Here is an 18,656-nt window from a genome sequence, read left to right as displayed (position 1 = left end):
GACGAGCAGCACGGCGATGGAGGCACCACCGCCTCCACCTCCAGCATCTGGACCCACACCCGGGCAGCCACCAGCTCCTCCTCCTCCCCCTCCTCCTCCCGTCGACTCGGCCGACCGCAGCCATTCCACAATGTTGCAGTAGCTGCCGCCGCCTCCTCCTCCGCCTGCTCCTCCGGGCTGGCCGGGTCCGCCCCCTCCACCGACGTTGGCCACCCACGAGTCGTCCTTCTGCTGGCCAATGCCATCGCCCGGTGTGCCGTCCATTCCGGGCTCACCCTCGGTGCCATCCTGGCCCTTGCCACCTGCAATCCCGTTGCACTGGCAGGAGGTGGCGGTGGCCGGGCAGTTGTTCACGTCCACGTTCGGTCCGGCGGTCCCCCCGTCGGAGGAGGGGATGCCCGCCTCACCCCGGGTCGGGTCGATACCGGCGACACCGCCCTGTCCACCGTATCCGCCCCGGATGCCGACGCCGCAACTGTTGACGGCGGGCGAGCCACCATCGGCGCGTACGTTGGGGGTGGTCTGGCTGGTGCTCTGTCCCGGGCCGCCATCCGCGCCCGTCTGGGGGTTGGCCACGGCCGAGGCGCCCGGCGTTCCATCCGCACCGCGCCCGGCTTCCACGGTCACATGATTCAGTCGCACGCCGAGCGAGTTCAGCACCCTCAGCCCGATGGAAGGCGCTCCAGCGTCGGGGGGCGTGGTGGAGGTGATGTGCAGACGATCCAGCACGAGCTCGGCATTCTCCAACCCGCTCACCGTCAGGCCGATGGGTCCGCCCTTGAGCAAGGAGTCGAACTCATTGCCGCGAGCCCAGCCGCCATCCTCGCCCCTGGAGTAGCCGCCGTAGAGCGACACGGGCCGCTCGAGCCGGAGCGCCGGCTCGTTGTAGGTGCCCTGCGCGAGGTAGAGCACCTTGCCGGCATCGGCGGCGAACGGCAGGGCGTGCGCGAGTGTCCTGAAGGGAGCCTTGAGGGTCCCGGGATTGACGTTCTGCCCGGCGACGGGGTCGACGAAGAAGCCAGCGTCGGCATCCCCATCCACGCCGTCGCAGTTGGCGTCGACGAAGGCCTCATCCAGCGGGTCCGGCAGCGTGGGGTCGCACGTGCCAGGGGGAGGATTGCAGTTTCCAGCCCTCACGCACTCGGTGAACGCCGTCTCGAAGTCAAAACAGCCGGTGGTGGCCAGCAACGCCAGCGCGAGCCCCGCGGCGAACAGCTTCTTCGTCTCGAGCATGTGCATCCTCACGGCAGTGTCCCCACCAGCCCCACCATCCCGCCGCCATTTCCCACGGAGGCGGTGGGCCGTACTTCCACCTCCCCGCCCTTGTCCTTGCCAGACAGCAGATAGATGAGCCCGCTCGTCACCACGCCCGCCGCGCCCACCGCGTAGGCCACCCGGCTCAAATTCTGGGCCTTCTGACCGGACTCCTTGAGCTGGGCGCCGCGCTCGAGATCCTCGAACTTCTGTTCCTGCAGCTCCCGGTAGTCCTGGCCCGCCTTCACGAGGAAGACCGTCCCCACGCCCAGCATCACCGCGCCTCCGGCGGCGGGCACCCAGGCCCAGCCCGGCGGGCCCGAGCGGGTGGGCGTCACCGTGGGCTTGGGCTGGACGGGCGGCTGTCCCGGGGTGAGCTGCGGGAGCGGCGTCTCGACGATGGGCGCCTGGTCCGGGCGCAGCGCATGGAGCACCGGGGGGACCACCCGCTCGCTGGCCCGGGTGAGCGCGTCGAGCAACTGGTCCTCGCGGACTCCGGGCTCGTAGTGCTCGGCGAGCAGCTCGCCGTCACGCGTGGCGTAGGCCTTCAGCCCCACCCGGTAGCCGCTGAGGAACTGCACCAGCTCGGTGATCATCACCACGTCGGCCTCGGCCGCCTCGCCCAGGGTGATGCGGCAGGCGGCTTCCAGCCGGTTGCACCCGAGCACCGACTTGCGTTGGGCGGGTGGCAGCAGCTGCGACAGATCCGAGGTGAGGACCACCTGGAGGCCCTGGGTCTTGAGCTGCTCGGCCACATGCTCCTGGGCGAAGGAGATGATGTGGGAGGGGACGCCCGCGGCCTCGGGCGGGGCGATCAGCACGGTGAGGGGCGCCTCGGAGGACGCGGGCACCTGGCCGAGCACGGCGAGCGTGGCGAGGAGTGGAAGGAACACGGCGCCACTTTCCCCTCATGGAGCGCTTGCCGCAAGGAGACGTACCGCCAGTGACGCCGGGGGCGCGAGGGGCGGAGGACTCCGGGGTGGCTAGCGGCGCGGCTTGTCGGGCATGGGCCGGATGTGTGTCTTCTCGGAGTTGTCCAGCTCCCGGGGCTCGTCCTCCAGGTGCTCGTCGGGCACGGGAGGGGCGAGGGAGGGCCGGGCGGGGGGCATGGAGGCGGGCCTGCGGGCGGGCATCGCGGGGCGGACGCCGGTGGAAGGACCCGAGCGCTGGGGCTGGGGCGTGGACGAGCGGGTGGAGCGCGGCGGAACGATGCCGCGGCCCTGGGTCTCGTCCTCGGCCAGGAGGTCCGCGGCCACCTGCACCTTGGGCTCGTCGGCCAGGGTGGCGGGCCCCTCCTCCGCCTCGGAGGCGAAGGGGTTGCGCGTGGGCGGCGGCGTCCGGTCGTCGTCCTCCGGAGGAGGCGGCGGCTTGTTGGCGGGCAGGTTGGGCCGGAGGGCGGGGCCGCCGCGGGCGGCGGGGGCCTTGGGCGGGGTGGGGAGGTTGGCGGGCACCTGCACCTGCACCGCCGGAGCGGCGGGAGCCGGGGGCTTGCCGTCCTTGGAGTCACGGGCCTCGTCCTTGAGCCGCTGCTCGAAGGCCAGCCACTCCTTCTTGTAGCTGTCCGGGTCGCGCTCGCCGCGCTCGCGGTGCTTGAGCGAGGGGGCCCAGCGCACGGCGTACGTCTCGCCCAGGCGGAAGGAGGGGGGAGGGGGCAGGCCGTAGGTGGCCGGGTCGAAGAAGGACTCGTCCAGGTCGGAGAAGCCGTAGGCGCGCGCCCTGTCCACGAAGGTGGGGATGATGCCGGTGGGCGCGTGGTAGCCGAGGATGTGGCCCTCCTCGTCCTTCGTCACCGGGGTGAAGACGAAGATGTCCTGGGTGCGGTACTCGCCCTTCTCGCTGAGCGGGAGCACCTCGGAGAGGGCAATCGTCTTCCGGCTGCCGTCGTGGAGGCGCTCGCAGCAGATGACGAAGTTGATGGCGCTGGCCACCTGGGCGCGGATGGCCACCATGGGCAGCTCGATGCCGGACATGAGGCACAGCGACTCGATGCGGCGCAGCGTGTCCGTGGGCGTGTTGGCGTGGGTGGTGGCGAGCGAGCCGCCGTGACCGGTGTTCATCGCCTGCACGAGGTGGAAGGCCTCGCCGCCGCGCACCTCGCCCACGACGATGCGGTCGGGGCGCAGACGCAGGGCCGAGTGCAGCAGGTCTCCCATGTCCACGCCGCCCTTGCCGAACTTGTCCGGGGGCCGGCTCTCGAAGGGGACGAGGTGGGACTGGTTGAGCTGGAGCTCGGCCGAGTCCTCGATGGTGAGGATGCGCTCCTCGTCGGGGATGAGGGAGGAGACGATGTTGAGCAGGGTCGTCTTGCCCGAGCCCGTGCCGCCGGACACCAGCATGTTGAGCTTGGTGTGGATGCCCGCGTCGATGAGGCGCGCCATCTCCTTGGTCATCGACTTGAACTTGATCAAGGACTCGATGGTGAGCTTGTCCTTGAAGAACTTGCGGATGGAGATGGTGGTGCCCTTGCGGGCGATGGGCGGGATGACGACGTGGATGCGGCTGCCGTCGGGCAGGCGCGCGTCGAGGCGGGGGCGCTCGTCGTTGAGGAGGCGGCCGACGAACTGCGCCATGTTGCGCGCGGCGCCGATCAGACCTTCCTCGGTGAACGTGGCATCGGTCTTGGAGACCTTGCCCTTGCGCTCGATCCAGACATCGGTGGGCCCGTTGATCATGATCTCGGAGACCGACGGGTCGTCGAGATAGGGGAGGACGGGCTTGAGGAACGCGCGGAGCGACTCGTTGTACATCGACATGGCGTCCCGGAGGGTAGCCCGACAATGGCCCGAGCCCAAGAGGAGGGCTCGGTTGCTTGTCGGGTGGGGCGGCGGACGGGGCGGGGACGCCGGCCGGCGTCACGGCCTCATGCGGCCGTAGAACTCACGCGCCCGGGGCGCCGCCTCGCCCCAGAGGCGGTCGACGACCTGCTCCAGCCCCATCCGGGAGCGCACCTCGGGTTTGATCTCCCGCAGCAGGTGGATGGGGGAAATCCCGTACACGAGCACGTGCAGCGGCTCCTCCAGCCCCTGTGTCCAGTCGATGGCCCGGGCCTCCTCCTCACTGGCCGGCAGGGGCGTGAGCGAGGTGCGCCCCTCATGCCCCTGGTTTCCGATGAGGCTCTCGTCCGGGATGGCATGGTCCACGAGGCCCCTGGCGTGCCAGATCCTCCGCTGGTGCGCCATGGCCCACACGTTGAGCCGCCCGTCGTCCGAGAGCCCCGGAGGGGGACGTTCCACCAGCGAGGCGTGCTCCCACTCCAGGAAGTCGCGCGCCAGCTCCACCGGGAGGGCACACGTCACGCCCACCAGCCCATCATCGGAGGTCCACCAGGCATCTCCCCGCTCGTACGCGAGCCGCGCCGTCTCATGGTTCGCGTAGAAACAGACGGGGTGCCGTGGCCTCACGGCCAGCGCGGCGCGGACCGCCTCCACGAAGCCGGCGCAGGGCACGGCGTCGTCGTTGAGCAGCACCACGTGGGTGATGCCGTGCCCGGCCTGGGCGATGCCCCACCGCCAGCACGCGCTGGCCACGTTCCACACGCCACGGCGCACGGTGTCCCGCTCCACGTGGAGCACGTCCCCCGTGCCCAGCGACTCGCGCAGCTTCTCCTCCAACCTCCGCGCCAGCTCCACCCGCGAGGGATCGAAGGCGGCGTGCATCACCGTGAACGCGAGTCTCGGCGCTCCCATGTGTAGACCTCCTCCCGCCCCGGCCACCCGGGGCGCATCCTCGGCCACTCATACGCGAGGTGTGTCCTGTACCCAAATGATGGACCCCACGTGAATCGAACCGACGTGAAAAAGACACCCACGCCACATGACCGCTGAAGTAGGGTGGGACGGGTGCTCCGAGGATGGAGGAGCCCTGACGCGGAGGCGCGATGGGTGCGATGAAGGACCGGTTGCCGGCGGACTGGACGAAGGTGCTGAAGGACGTGCTGGCGAGCCCGGGGTTCGCGGAGCTGGAGGCGTTCGTCACGCGGGAGCGGCGCGAGCACACGGTGTACCCGTCCGAGGAGGACCTGTTCTCGGCCTTCCGGCTGACGCCGTACGACGCGGTGAAGGTGCTGCTGCTCGGGCAGGACCCGTACCACGGGCCGGGACAGGCGCACGGGCTGGCGTTCTCGGTGCAGCCGGGGGTGAAGCCACCGCCCTCGCTGGTGAACATCTTCAAGGAGCTACAGAGTGACCTGGGCGTGCCGAAGCCGAAGGAGGGCTCGCTGGTGCCGTGGGCGAAGCAGGGGGTGCTGCTGCTCAACGCGGTGTTGACGGTGCGGGAGGGTCAGGCCAATGCCCACGAGGGGCATGGCTGGGAGGCCTTCACCGACGCGGTCATCCAGAAGGTGAGCGACAAGCCGGAGCCGGTGGTGTTCCTGCTGTGGGGCAGCTACGCGCAGAAGAAGGAGGCGCTCATCGACACGTCGAGGCACGTCATCCTGAAGGCACCGCACCCCTCGCCGTTGTCGGCGAAGAAGGGCTTCTTCGGGAGCAGGCCCTTCAGCCTCACCAACGAGGCGCTGGAGAAGGCGGGGCGCGAGCCCATCGACTGGCGCCTGCCGGCGTGAGCGAGGGGGCACCTCAGAAGCCGCGACCCCAGACGGAGCGAGCGCGGGTGTACCGGGCTTCCACCACCTTCACCTCATCGTGGCCCGGCTCCCCATCGAACATCTCCGCGACGAGCTCGTGGGGGCCCTCCATGCGAATCTCCACGCGCTCGCTCCCACCGGTCGCGTTCCGGAAGGTGATGACCCTGCCGCTCGCATCGAGCGTGCCCTCGCGCAGGGTGAGGCCCGTGCCCATGCTGCCGTACGTCATCATCACGAACACGTCCTGGGTGTTGTCGTAGCCGAAGATGGTGCGGCCCTCGAAGGAGTGGCCCAGGACGGTGCTGGTATAGGTCTCCTCGAGGTAGCGCCCGCCCAGCGTCATCCGCATCTTCACCGTGGCCGTCGACTCCACCCACGTGCCCATCCAGTTCCTCGTGCGCACCTTCCAGGTACCGGCCCACGAGGCCAGCAGCGCGTGAGGGGAAGAGGGTTGGGAGTGGCTGACCGTCTCCTCCATGAAGCGCTCGGCCTGGGGGTCGATCCGCGAGTCGGTTGCCAGCGCCGTCTTCCTGCTCGTGTCCATGACTTCTTTTTTCTCCTCGGTAGCCGGTTTCAGACGCAAATCGCATGCCATTCAAAGCACGCGCGTCTGACGGGCCAGAGGCCGAACGCCGCCCTTCGGAGCGCTCATTGACGCGGCGCTGACGTGTCGGATCGACATGTCGGTACGCCTCGACGAGCAAGCCGGCTCGTGACTGGCTAGAGTCATCTCCATGGCGAAGACAGCACCCCGCAAGGCCCCGGCGAGCCAGAAGAAGGCCGTCCGAGCGGCTCCGAAGAAGAAGAGCGCCGCTGCCGCGAAGAAGCGTCCCGGGTCCGCGAAGAAGCGTGTGGCTCCGGTGAAGAAGCCCGCCGCCGCGAAGAAGCGCGCCGCCCCGGTGGCGCCCTCCGCGCCCGAGCAGGCCGCTCCGAGCCAGGTACCCGAGACGCCCGAGATGAAGGCCCTGCCGGCCGGGGAGCCCGTGGAGGGCGGTCCCGCGCTGCCTTTCGAGATCGACCCCAAGCGCGTCGAGGAGAGCCTGCGCAAGATGCGCGAGGAGCTCGTCCACTGGGCCAACAAGGGCCGCTACACCAAGGTGCGTTTCAAGTTCCGCGGCAAGCAGCTGCTGCCGGACCTGCCCATCGCCGCCGTGGTCGCCGCCGAGGGCCTCACCTTCTACTGGGGCGGCATCCTCCGCGCGCTCATCGTCACCGTGGCCGGCGGCAGCCTGCTGCAGGTGGAGCTCGTCAACGACGCGGACAAGCGCGTGCAGGCTGGCAAGGAGGCCCTGCTCGCGGGGGACCTGGACGAGGCCCTCGCCCACTTCCGCGAGGCGCTCGCCATGGACCGCGACAACGTCGGCGCGCACCTCAACGTGGGGGTGGCCCTCAAGCTGAGGGGGGACCGCGAGGGTGCCCTCGCCTCCTTCGAGCGCGCGAAGTCGTTGGATCCGGAAGGCCCCCTGGGGGCCGAGGCCGAGCGGCTCGCCGCCCCGCTGCGGCCCAAGGACACGATGGCCCAGGCGAGCTGAGTCGCGGGGCTATACTGCGTCCATCATGGCTGCACCCCTGGAGGACGAATACCAGCTGCGCCTGGAGGGCCGGTGGGTGGTGCTGGAGCCGGCCCGGAAGCGCTACTACGGGCTGGTGCTGGCCCTGGCCGATTCCGGCTGGGAAGCGGCGCTGCGGCGGCAGGTGCCCCTCCTGCGCGAGGTGGCGGCCCACCAGGAGAAGGTGGACGAGGTGCTCGCCTACGCCGTCCGCCGCGCCGAGGCCGAGTCCTGGCCCACCAGCAACCCGACGGTGCGCGGCATCTTCGAGGTGCGCTCGCTGAGGGACCAGCTCGCCCGGGACGTGGCCCGCAAGCTGGGGCGGAGCGCCCATGAGCCCCTCGGGAGCCTGATGGTGGCGCTGGAGGACTGGCTGCTCACCATCCCGCGCATGGTGCCTCCCCGGGAGCGGTGGAGCACGGCGGTGGAGGTGCTCCCGGATGCGCTGCCGGCGCTCCGGGAGGCCGCGGCCTTCGGAGAGCTGCTGGAGTCGCTCTTCGCACGCCCCCTGCCGCTCACGGGCCGCATCCCGTTCACGAGCGCGCAGCGGGAGGAGCTGAGCCTGTGGTGGCCGAGGGGGCAGGCGGCGCTGGTGTCGTTGTGGAACCGGCTCTCCGGAGTGGATGCGGTGGGCGGCATGGTGGAGGAGCTCCGCAAGCAGTCCACCCGGGCACCGCACCACCCGCCTCGCAACGGCCCCGAGCGCCTGTTGCACGCCGCGTACTGGTTCCAGGAGGCCCATGCGCTGCTGAGCCGGATGGCCCAGGCGCGGGTGGCCCCGCTGGTGCTCGAGGACGCCGAATTTCCGGAGGTGCTCTGGTGGATGTTCGAGCGTGAGTACGTCCCACGTGTCCGGCTGCTGGCCTCGGAGCGTCTGGTGGATGCCCGGGCGGCGCTGATCGAAGTGGCCTATGAGCTGTGGGACGCCCAGCGCCAGGATATTCCCGAGGACGAGCGCTGGCCGGCCGCGCGCTGGGTCCGCCTGGAGGAGCTGGCCTGGCGGGCGGATGAGTCGCGCGGTGGCACGGATGGCGAGCGGGTCCGCGGGGTCCTCCGGGAGCTCATCCAGCGGCACGGAATTGGAAGCTCCGCCCTGCGCGGGTGGAGGGATTCGTCACGCCTGGTGAATCTGGTGCAACAAGCGCGCTCGGTCCTGGGTTGATAGAGGTTCGGAGGGGGCCGGACGGGGTGTCCGATACCCCCCAGCCGAGCGACCTCAGGCCCCCCTTTCTGGCTGCCCCTCGTGACCCTCGTGTTTCCATTGTTGACGCTGGAAAATCCGGGGGTTACGTAGGCACGTTACCCTGACGGGCCCCCCTCGGGCGGGCCCCACCCCTGACCCTCGATTTCATGGCCGACGACACCACCGACAAGCCGGCAACGCCCCCCGCTCCTCCTCAGGGCAGCGTGGGAGAACTCATCCCCGTCAACATCGAAGACGAGATGCGCCGTTCGTATCTCGACTACTCGATGTCCGTCATCATCGGGCGCGCGCTGCCCGACGTGCGTGACGGCCTCAAGCCCGTGCATCGCCGCGTCCTCTACGCGATGAACGACCTGGGCAACTACCACAACCGCGCCTACAAGAAGAGCGCGCGCGTGGTGGGCGACGTCATCGGTAAGTACCACCCGCACGGCGACACGGCCGTCTACGACGCCATGGTGCGTCTGGCCCAGGAGTGGAGCCTCCGCTACCTGCTGGTGGATGGCCAGGGCAACTTCGGCTCGGTGGACGGCGACTCGCCGGCGGCCATGCGCTACACGGAAGTGCGCATGGACCGCCTGGCCGAGGAGATGCTGGCGGACATCGACAAGGACACCATCGACTTCGGTCCCAACTACGACGACTCCACCGTCGAGCCGCTCGTCCTCCCCACCAAGTTCCCCAACCTCCTGGTCAACGGCAGCACGGGCATCGCGGTGGGTATGACCACCAACATCCCGCCGCACAACATGACCGAGGTCATCGACGGGACGCTGCACCTCATCGACCACCCCGAGTCCACCGTTCGGGATTTGATGCAGTTCATCCCCGGGCCGGACTTCCCCACGGCCGGCATCATCACCGGCCGCGAGGGCATCCTGCGCGCCTACGAGACGGGCCGCGGGCAGATCACCGTGCGGGCCCGCACGGAGATCGAGACCTCCAAGAAGGGGGACCGTGAGAGCATCATCGTCACGGAGATTCCCTACCAGGTGAACAAGGCGCGGCTCATCGAGAAGATCGCCGACCTGGTGCGCGAGAAGAAGCTGGAGGGCATCAGCGACATCCGCGACGAGAGCGACCGGCAGGGCATGCGCATCGTGGTGGAGCTCAAGCGCGACGCCATCTCCGCCGTGGTGCTCAACAACCTGTTCGCCAACACGGCGATGGAGACCACGTTCGGCGCGGTGATGCTGGCCATCGACGGCGGGCAGCCGCGCACGCTCACCCTCAAGGAGCTGCTGGAGCGCTTCATCGCGCACCGCCGGGACGTGGTGACGCGCCGCAGCCGCTTCGAGCTGCGCAAGGCGCGCGCCCGCCGCCACATCGTCGAGGGCTTGCTGGTCGCGCAGGACCTGATCGACCTGGTGGTGAGCCTGATCCGCGCCTCGAGGGATCCGGACGAGGCGCGTTGGGGCTTGATGAACATCCTGTCGCCCGCGCTCTACGAGCGGGAGAACTTCAAGAACCTGCAGCGCATCGACTACGCCAAGGCGAAGGCGCAGATGGAGCTGCTGGTCTCGAGGGCGCGTGACGAGGTGCCGAGCTACTCGGGGCTGGAGCACCGGTACGAGGGCTCGGGCTTCAGCGAGGAGCAGGCGAAGAACATCCTCGAGATGCGCCTGCAGCGCCTCACGGGCCTGCAGCGCGAGGAGCTGTTCCGCGAGCTGGTGGACCTAGTGAGGGAGATCCTCCGGCTGGAGGACATCCTGGCCAACGAGTCGAGCCTGCTCAACGTCATCCGGACGGAGCTCAAGGAGATCCGCGAGCGCTACGGCGACAAGAGGCGCACCGAAATCACGGGTGCGGCGGAGGAGATCACCAGCGAGGACCTGATCGCCGAGGAGACGATGGTGGTCACGCTGTCGCACACGGGCTACGTGAAGCGCTCGGCGCTGACGGAGTACCGGGCGCAGAAGCGGGGCGGGCGAGGCAAGACGGGTGCGACGACGAAGGAGGACGATTTCGTCACGGACCTGTTCGTGGCGAGCACGCACGCGTACCTGATGCCGATCACCAACACGGGCCGGCTGTACTGGCTGAAGGTGCACGAGATTCCGCTGGCGGGCCGTACGTCACGAGGCAAGCCCATCGTGAACCTGGTGCAGCTGGGCGAGGGCGAGCGGTTGGCGCAGGTGCTGGTGACGAAGGAGTTCGGCGAGAACCAGTTCGTGTTCTTCGTGACCAAGCGCGGCGTGGTGAAGAGGACGGATCTGTCGGCCTTCTCGAACGTGCGCTCCAGCGGCATCCGGGCGCTGGGCATCGAGGAGGGGGACGAGCTGGTGGCGGTGAAGATCACCGACGGCTCGAAGGACATCCTGCTGTCGACGGCCAACGGCATGAGCATCCGCTTCCCGGAGACGGAAGTGCGCTCGATGGGCCGTGACGCCTACGGCGTGAAGGGAATCACGCTGGAGGATGGGGACGAGGTGGTGGGGGCGGACCTGGTGGAGAAGGACACCACGGTGCTGACGGTGACGGAGAACGGCTACGGCAAGCGGACGGAGGAGGGCGAGTACCGTCAGCAGGGCCGAGGCGGCAAGGGCATCATCGACATCAAGGCCACCGAGAGGAATGGCAAGGTGGTGGGCCTGCTGCAGGTGACGGACAAGGACGAGGTGATGCTGGTCACCAACGGCGGGATGCTCATCCGGATGAAGGCGAAGGAGATCTCCGTCATCGGCCGCAACACGCAGGGTGTGAGGCTGATCGCGCTGGAGAGCGCGGAGGAGAAGGTGACGGGCATCTCGAAGCTGCCGGAGTCGGAGGATGAGGGCGAGGAGAACGGAGGCGAGGCGGTGGAGGCGTCCGCGCCGTCGGAGCCGACGGAGTCCTCGGCCGAGGCACCGGCCACGGAGGAGTCGGAGTCCTCGGATTCCGGGACCTCGGAGCCGGGAACCGAGGAGTGAAGAAGAACCCCTCTCCCTTCGGGAGAGGGACGGGGTGAGGGTCGCACGGGCCACGAGTTGAACCCGTGTAAGCCCCCTCTCCCTCTGGGAGAGGGCTGGGGTGAGGGATTTCCCTCCTCCGGCCCTCTTCGCGTTTCAAACAAAGCCATCCAGGGGTGTGAACCGGAAACCCACGCCCCTCCGGGGCAGGAAGGCCGTGCGGCGCCACACGAAACCTGTCCCGGGGATGCACGCCGAGCGTCCCATCTCGTACGGTCAACCCCGCCTTGCCAGGGTTCTTAAGTTCTGGAAGCGGGTTCGCCACCGTCTTGGCATCGGGCGGGCCGCATGAGGGGGGGGGTCCATGCGTTCGTTTCTTCTCCTGGCCGTGGCGGGAGCCGCAGCCCTATCGGCGTGCGGAGTGACCGTGGAGCCGCCACCCGTCGCGGCGGTGCCCCAGCAGGTGTCACTCCATCCAGAGCGACGAGGGATTGGCCTGCTGCCGGTAGGAGGCTCACGGTCCCTGGCGAAACCCGGGCTGGACGTGAGCGTGGACCCACGGCGTTCGCTGGCGGTGACGGATCGAGCCATCCTGGCGCGCTTCAGCTTCGAGGAGGTGATGAACCGGCTGGCGGAGCAGAGCGGCATCCCGGGACTCACGGGGCTGAGGCTCTACCAGGAGTGGTGGGACTCGCAGCGGCGGGCGCCGGGGCTGGGACTGGGGGGCCCGCATTGCGATGACCAGAGGCTCGCGGACGGGCTGCCGGGCTTCAACGGCTTCGCGTATGCCTGCCCTCGGGCGGAGGGTGTCCAGGCGCAGGAGAATCCCTTCCTCAATCCCGGCACCAACCACGCGGCCTACGTGCCCATCGGGCTCTTCAACCGCTTCGACCTGGCGGCGCAGGACGGGAGCGACTGCGGGGAGTACCGCATCGTCTTCGCGCGCCGTTCGGGCATCACCAATGCGCGCAGCCGCAACCTCATCGCCTTCGAGGGCGTGCTGCCCAACCCGAAGCCGAAGAAGGGGATTCACGGGTGTCGCAAGGTGATGCGCTTCTGGGCGGAGCTCTCCCAGGAGCCTGACCCGGCGGTGCGCGCCGAGGCCCTGCACCGCTTCTACTTCGAGGGACTCGGGAGCATCCCGCCGGTCATCGACATCGACAACTTCGGCAACGCCACGGGGCGGGCCACCGGCCAAGTTCGCACCAACCAGTTCATGCAGTCCACCTGGACGCTGCGCGAGTTCCGCGTGCGCAAGCGCTGCGATGGGGACGTGTGCGTGATGCGCTTCGAGCCGGACACGGTGAAGACGAACCCGGCGGGGGTGCTCTTCAGCGCGAAGCTGAGCCATCCGCTGAAGGAGGACTTCGCGGAGTCGCTGTCGGCCCAGGTGGGGGAGCTGGCCATCAACGACCTGCTCCGCTTCACGCTGAACACCGGGGAGCGCTTCAACACGGGGCAGAGCAACGCGAGCGGCACGGAGAACCTCTACGTGCACCACTTCGGCAATGGGCAGAGCCCGCTGCGCACCCGGCTCCAGCAGCGGCTCAACACCCTGAGCATCCCGCTCACGCCGGCCAACATCGTCGCGAGGGCGCAGACGCTCTCCTGCGCGGGGTGCCACCAGCTCAGCACCGGCACGAACCTCGGAGGCGGGCTCACCTGGCCCTCCAAGTCCACCCTCTACACCTTCGTCCACGTGAGCGAGCGCACGATGGAGGAGGGCCCGGACGGCCCGCGGTATGGGCTCTCGGAATCGCTGGTGGGCACCTTCCTCCCGTACCGGCAGGAGCTGATGGAGGCCTTCCTCGAACGGCGGCCGCCCTTCGACCAGAAGCCGGACCCCGACGACTGCGAGACCCCGGAGCTCTCATCGTCCAGACGCACGTGCGGGGACGGCGACTGAGGACACTTGGGGAGGTGTCCGCTTGCCCCACGAGCGGCCGGGCGCCTACGGTGGAGGGGCCGCAATGGAAATCGGCCTCCATTCGTAGGAGAGGACATGAACGCTGCAGGCCTTCGAGCAATGGGGACCCGGTTCTTCCGCTACGTGCGAGACCCGCGCGTGCCGATGTGGCGGAGGCTCGCGGGGTTGTTCGCCGTCCTCTACTTCGTCATGCCCGTGGACGCGCTGCCGGACTTCCTGCCCATCCTGGGCTGGCTGGACGACATCGGCGTGCTGTCGGCGGCGGCCTTCTTCGTGGTGCGCGAGGTGCAGCGCTACCAGCCGGAGTCGGCGTGGCCGAAGCCCCTGGAGCCGGCGCAGGAGCCTCGGGTGGGCACGCCGCCGCTCCGCGATCGCTGACCCCGTGACCCGTACGTGGAGGGGACGGCTCTTCTTCGGACCCGGGCGCCTGCTCTACGCGGGGCCCATGAGCGAGACGCGGCCGCATGCGCACCACAGCTTCCAGCTGGTGCTCTCGCTCGGTGAGCCGGTCACGCTGGCGGACTCCCGCCAGCGCACCCGGTCCTGCCGGGCGGCCGTCATTCCACCGGATGTCGAGCACGCCGTGGTCGGCGCGGCCAGTGCCGCGGTGCTGCTCCATGCGTCTCCCGATGACCTCGTCGGACGAAGCCTCCAGACACTCAGTATCGCGCGGGACTCCGTGGCGGACTGGCAGCGGGCGGGCGAGTGCCTCGTGCCGCTCGCCTCGAAGGCGCCGCCGAGGCACTGGCACGAGGCCGAGTCGCTCGCCCGGGCGATGCTCCTCGCGCTGCGGGTGGACACGGTGGCTCCTCGGCCCACCCATCCCGCGGTGAAGCGCCTGCTGCGCCTGTTGCCGGAGTCGCTCGAGGGGGACGTGCGCCTCGAGGCGCTCGCGCCCCGGGTGGGGCTCTCCACCAGCCGGCTCTCCCATCTCTTCCGGGCCGAGGTGGGCCTGGCGCTCCGGCCCTACATCCTGTGGCTGAGGCTCCACCGTGCCGCCGAGCACCTGCGGGTGGGCGCCCCCCTCACCACCGCGGCGCACGCTGCGGGCTTCACCGACAGCGCCCACCTGAGCCACGTCTTCCGCCGCATGTTCGGGCTCTCTCCCTCGGAGATCGCCGGCGTGGTCGAGTGGGTCCTCCCCCCAGGAGGTGGCGAGTTCTTACAAGCGCGAGGTGCTCCTCCCGCGTGAAGGTAGAGGGGTCACGAAGGAGGAAGTCATGCCGATGAAGTCGAAGCTGCGGGCCGCGTTCGAGGCCGAGCTGCGCCAAGCCGCCGAGGCGGAGCGGAGCGGTGAGCTGGCGCCCGCGTGGCGGCACCTGGAGCGGGCCCACATCCTGAGCCAGGCCCATGCCGGGCCGCACGTCCGGGTGCATGGCCTCATGTTCGCCTTCGGGTGGCGGCGCGGAGACGTGCGCGAGCTGCTCGGTCAGCTGGCGCGAATCCTGGTGGCCGGACCGGGCTCGTGGCTCGGCCGGGCTCCGCTCGGCAACACGGGTGGGGCCAACGTGGGCATCCTCACGCCCATGCCGATCCCCGAGGACCTGCGGGCCCTGCTGGACGCCTGAGCGGGCGATGTCAGACCGCTTCCCCATCATGCCGGCCGCACGGGGGTGACAGGGGTCACCCCATTCAGCGGGAGAAGCGCGCATGAAGAGGAAGATGACCGTTGCGGCCGTCGTGGCGGGAGCGTTGCTGGTGGCCACCAGCGCCGTGGCCGGCTTCAAATCCAGCCAGCAGGTCGTGGTGGACGTGACGAACCGTCATGCGCAGGGCTCGCTCGGGGGGGCGCGCAACAGCGCGGACTCGATGCAGTACATCGGCTGCTACACGCAGTCGGTCAGCCCGTTCACGACCATCATCGGCCAGTGTTACGCCAGGGATGCCAGCGGCACCTACGTGAGCTGCTCGTCCACGGCGCCCGGCTTCGTGAACATGGTCCAGTCCCTGAATGGGGACAGCGATATCGCCTTCGGCTGGGACGCGTCCAACACCTGCACGTCCATCATCATCTTCAACACCTCGGACAACGCGCCCAAGAACCCGTAGCTCGGCTTCGAGGGCATAAGAAGGGGGAGCCCGAGCGCGGGTGGGTGGCTTGTGCTCCTCCCGGGGATGCGTTAGCGGCAGGGCTTTCCGCCGGAGTCTGGCTCCGGTGAGAGGAAAGCCATGCTCCGACGTATGCCTCGAGCCCTGGTGGGCGCCGTGTTGTTGTGGGGATGTGGCGGCGAGCCGCCGCCTGGAACGAATACGCCACCAGCCCCGGTGGACCTGACGCCGCCCGCCGTGAGCTTCACCTCGCCACGCGAGGCCCTGCGCCTGGGGACGTATCAGCAGGTGCGGGTGGAGGGCACCGCGGCCGATGACACCGGCGTGGAGCGGCTCACCTGGCGGCTCAACGGTGGCGAGACGCGGGTCCTCGAGTCCACGCGGTCGGAGGGTGGGCGGACGTTCGCGCTCGAGGTGACGCCCCGGCCCGGGAGCAACACGGTGGTGGTGCGTGCGGAGGATGCCGCGGGCCATGTGGCCGAGGCCTCCGTGTCCTTCCACGTCGGTTCCCTCGTGTCGGCGGGCGGTCTGCACGGCGGCGCGGTGCGCGACGGGCGGCTCTACACGTGGGGGCAGAACACGCAGGGGCAGCTCGGGCTGGGCGACAAGGAGCCCCGCTCCACGCCGGTCCTGGTGGCGGAGCTGCCGCGGGTGGCCTCCATCGTCATCAACAGCAACACCTCGCTGGCGGTGCTCGAGGACGGCACGGTGTGGACGTGGGGGGCCAACGCCAGCGGACAGCTCGGCCTGGGGACTCCGCCCGTGGAGGGCCAGCCGCGCACCCCGGACACCCTGCCGCGCAACCGGCCCTCGCAGGTGCCCGGACTGACGGACGCGGTGGCCGGCGCGCTCGGCTTCAATCACGCCCTGGTGCTGAAGGCCGATGGCACCGTGGTGGCCTTCGGGAAGAACAACAACGGGCAGCTCGGGGATGGCACCACCACGGACCGCGACTACCCGGTGCCGGTGCGCGGGTTGACGGAGGTGGTGAAGCTGGCGGGCGGCTCGCAGCAGTCGGTTGCCCTCGGGGGGGACGGCACGGTGTGGGTGTGGGGGAACAACAACTTCGGCAACCTGGGTCAGGGCACCGAGGACTCCGTGGCCCACCCCGAGCCGGTGAAGGTGCCGGGCCTCTCTGGCGTGGTGGACATCGCCAGTGGGCGTGACCACGTGCTGGCGCTCCACGGGGACGGCACGGTGTCCGCCTGGGGCCTCAACGTCAGCGGGCAGGTGGGCAATGGCGAGAGCGGTACGGGCCTCGAGGTACGTGCGCCGGTGAAGGTGGTGGGCCTGACGGACGTGGTGGCCGTGTACGCCAACTCCAACTTCAGCCTCGCGCGGAAGGCGGACGGCACGCTGTGGGGCTTTGGCCAGAACTTCAACGGGCAGCTTGGTAACGGGGGGAGTGGCGAGGCGGAACAGGCCCATCCCCTCGCGGACAAGGCGGTGGTGGGACTCTCGGAGCTGCGGGATGCCGCCGCGGGCTCCACCTTCGCCCTCGGCCTGCGCCGCGACGGCCAGCTCTTCGGGTGGGGTTGGAATCTCAACGGCTCGCTTGGCAACGATGAGCTGCAGAACCAATGGAGCTTCCCCGAGCCCGTGAAGGTGAAGCTGCCATGAGGCGCCAGGGATGGACCTGGGCGGTGGTGTTCGCCCTGTCGGCGGTGGCATGCCGCGAGGAGCCTCCGTCTCCGGCTCCGCCGGGCGAGGAGCCTCCGGTCCGCTGGGACGTGGTGGAGCCCGGAGAGGCCCTGTCGGGTGGCGAGGCGGGCACCGTCACCGACGCGAGCGCGAGGGCCTTCTCGCAGTCGCTGCCCGCGCTGACGCTGGAGCGGCGCTCGGGCTTCGTGTCGGGGCGCGGCGTCTTCGAGATTGATTGGATTCCGGCGCCCGCCTCGAGCAGCCGGGCGGACCGGGATGGGCTGGGGCCTCTGTTCCACGCGGTGGCGTGCATGTCCTGCCACGTGGGCAACGGGAGGACCGCGCCACCGGATGAACCGGGCTCCACGGGAGAGGGCCTGTTGATCCGCTTGAGCATCCCGGGCACGGCGTCCAACGGCGGCCCGCTCCCGGAGCCCACCTATGGTGACCAGCTACAACCGAAGGGGGTTCCGGGCGTGCCGGCCGAGGCGCGGGTGGTGGTGCGCCATTCGCAGCTCTCGGGCACCTTCGCGGACGGCGAGCCCTTCACCCTCCTGGCTCCCGAGTATGCGCTGGAGGAGCTGGCCCACGGCCCACCGCACCCGGACACGATGCTCTCGCCGCGGCTCGCGCAGCCTCTGCATGGGCTCGGCCTGCTGGCGGCGGTTCCCGAGGAGACGGTGCTGGAGTGGGCGGACCCGGATGATGTGAACGGGGATGGCATCTCCGGCCGGCCGAACCGCGTGTGGAGCGTGCGCCGGGGGACGCAGGTGCTGGGACGCTTCGGGTGGAAGGCCAACCAGCCGGACCTGGAGCAGCAGAGCGCGGGGGCCTTCCTCGGAGACATGGGGCTCACCACGCCCCTGTTCCCCTCGCAGCCGTGCACGCCGGCCGAGCAGGCCTGCGGGGATGCGCCCTCGGGAGGAGCGCCTGAGGTGGAGGCGAACCGGCTGGCGGCGCTCACCTTCTACTCGCACGCCATCGCCGTGCCGGCGCGCCGGGACGTGGACTCACCCGAGGTGCTGCGGGGGAAGGCCCTCTTCCATCGCGTGGGGTGCGCGGGCTGCCACCGGCCCACGCTCACCACCGGCCCGCTGGAGGAATACCCGGAGCTGTCGGGACAGAAGATCCGTCCCTACACGGACCTGTTGTTGCACGACCTGGGCGAGGGGCTCGCGGATGGGCGGCCGGACTTCGAGGCGACGGGGCGCGAGTGGCGCACGGCGCCACTGTGGGGCATCGGGCTGACGGCTACGGTCAACGGGCACACGCGCTTCCTGCACGATGGGCGGGCGCGCTCGTTGATGGAGGCGATTCTCTGGCACGGTGGAGAGGCCGAAGTCTCCCGGGAGGCGGTCAAACGACTCTCGAAGGAAGAGCGAGAGTCACTCCTGAAGTTCCTGGAGTCGCTGTAGCTCCATTCCCTCTCCCTCCGGGAGAGGGTCAGGGTGAGGGTACCTGTCCCTGTTCTCCAACCCGAGGAGCGGGGAGGGACAGAGGGGAACCCGGGTTCACTCCATACCCTCACCCCGTCCCTCTCCCAGAGGGAGAGGGTCTAACC

16 protein-coding genes are annotated in these 18,656 nt (G+C 69.7%); 11 read left to right on the top strand and 5 right to left on the bottom strand.

The window, feature by feature from the left end; genetic code table 11:
• From NR810_RS52450 to NR810_RS47260, 4 genes are all read right to left on the bottom strand, one after another.
• On the bottom strand, positions 1–1,233 hold a 1,233-nt coding region (locus NR810_RS52450; protein ID WP_306819094.1), incomplete at its 3' end, for a DUF1565 domain-containing protein.
• Between the two features lie 8 nt (positions 1,234–1,241).
• Positions 1,242–2,147 carry a hypothetical protein gene (locus NR810_RS47270; RefSeq protein ID WP_257462365.1) on the bottom strand — a complete coding sequence of 302 codons (906 nt, stop codon included), beginning with the start codon at positions 2,145–2,147 and terminating at the stop codon, positions 1,242–1,244.
• Between the two features lie 90 nt (positions 2,148–2,237).
• Complete coding sequence (locus NR810_RS47265; RefSeq protein WP_257462364.1) at positions 2,238–4,007, bottom strand: CpaF family protein; 1,770 nt, start codon at positions 4,005–4,007, stop codon at positions 2,238–2,240.
• A gap of 99 nt (positions 4,008–4,106) precedes the next feature.
• Entirely contained in the window at positions 4,107–4,940 is an 834-nt protein-coding gene (locus NR810_RS47260) for a hypothetical protein (protein ID WP_257462363.1), read from the bottom strand.
• A gap of 200 nt (positions 4,941–5,140) precedes the next feature.
• On the opposite strand from NR810_RS47260, the gene ung reads away from it, so the two are divergent.
• On the top strand, positions 5,141–5,815 hold the full coding sequence (gene ung, locus NR810_RS47255; protein WP_257462369.1) for a uracil-DNA glycosylase: 675 nt from the start codon (positions 5,141–5,143) through the stop codon (positions 5,813–5,815).
• 13 nt (positions 5,816–5,828) lie between these two features.
• Here the strand turns inward: ung and NR810_RS47250 are convergent, their stop codons facing one another.
• The gene (locus tag NR810_RS47250) at positions 5,829–6,380 is read right to left on the bottom strand and encodes a DUF1579 domain-containing protein (protein ID WP_257462362.1); all 552 of its coding nucleotides are present in this window, start codon (positions 6,378–6,380) and stop codon (positions 5,829–5,831) included.
• Between the two features lie 190 nt (positions 6,381–6,570).
• Between NR810_RS47250 and NR810_RS47245 the strand changes: the two genes are divergently transcribed.
• The 10 genes from NR810_RS47245 to NR810_RS47200 all read left to right on the top strand — a co-directional run bounded on the left by NR810_RS47245 (position 6,571) and on the right by NR810_RS47200 (position 18,510).
• Complete coding sequence (locus tag NR810_RS47245; RefSeq protein ID WP_257462361.1) at positions 6,571–7,368, top strand: tetratricopeptide repeat protein; 798 nt, start codon at positions 6,571–6,573, stop codon at positions 7,366–7,368.
• A 25-nt stretch (positions 7,369–7,393) separates the two neighbouring features.
• On the top strand, positions 7,394–8,548 hold the full coding sequence (locus tag NR810_RS47240) for a hypothetical protein (RefSeq protein ID WP_257462360.1): 1,155 nt from the start codon (positions 7,394–7,396) through the stop codon (positions 8,546–8,548).
• A 188-nt stretch (positions 8,549–8,736) separates the two neighbouring features.
• Positions 8,737–11,499, top strand: coding sequence for a DNA gyrase subunit A (gyrA, locus tag NR810_RS47235; protein WP_257462359.1), 2,763 nt, complete (start codon positions 8,737–8,739; stop codon positions 11,497–11,499).
• Positions 11,500–11,842: 343 nt separating this feature from the next.
• Positions 11,843–13,384 (top strand): hypothetical protein, encoded by a 1,542-nt coding sequence (locus NR810_RS47230; protein ID WP_257462358.1) that lies wholly within the window; start codon positions 11,843–11,845, stop codon positions 13,382–13,384.
• Between the two features lie 96 nt (positions 13,385–13,480).
• Positions 13,481–13,783: a YkvA family protein gene (locus NR810_RS47225; RefSeq protein WP_257462357.1), complete on the top strand. Its 303-nt coding sequence runs from the start codon at positions 13,481–13,483 to the stop codon at positions 13,781–13,783.
• 4 nt (positions 13,784–13,787) lie between these two features.
• The gene (locus NR810_RS47220) at positions 13,788–14,597 is read left to right on the top strand and encodes a helix-turn-helix transcriptional regulator (protein ID WP_257462356.1); all 810 of its coding nucleotides are present in this window, start codon (positions 13,788–13,790) and stop codon (positions 14,595–14,597) included.
• Between the two features lie 28 nt (positions 14,598–14,625).
• Positions 14,626–14,973: a DUF3703 domain-containing protein gene (locus tag NR810_RS47215; protein ID WP_257462355.1), complete on the top strand. Its 348-nt coding sequence runs from the start codon at positions 14,626–14,628 to the stop codon at positions 14,971–14,973.
• Between the two features lie 82 nt (positions 14,974–15,055).
• Positions 15,056–15,454: a hypothetical protein gene (locus tag NR810_RS47210; protein WP_257462354.1), complete on the top strand. Its 399-nt coding sequence runs from the start codon at positions 15,056–15,058 to the stop codon at positions 15,452–15,454.
• A gap of 120 nt (positions 15,455–15,574) precedes the next feature.
• Entirely contained in the window at positions 15,575–17,074 is a 1,500-nt protein-coding gene (locus tag NR810_RS47205; RefSeq protein ID WP_257462353.1) for an RCC1 domain-containing protein, read from the top strand.
• The gene (locus NR810_RS47200) at positions 17,071–18,510 is read left to right on the top strand and encodes a di-heme oxidoreductase family protein (RefSeq protein WP_257462352.1); all 1,440 of its coding nucleotides are present in this window, start codon (positions 17,071–17,073) and stop codon (positions 18,508–18,510) included. The genes NR810_RS47205 and NR810_RS47200 overlap by 4 nt, the downstream gene beginning before the upstream one ends.
• The last annotated feature ends 146 nt before the right edge of the window (positions 18,511–18,656 follow it).

This window comes from Archangium lipolyticum (assembly GCF_024623785.1).
Lineage (GTDB): Bacteria > Myxococcota > Myxococcia > Myxococcales > Myxococcaceae > Archangium > Archangium lipolyticum.
This window is presented reverse-complemented; position numbering and strand designations above follow the sequence as displayed.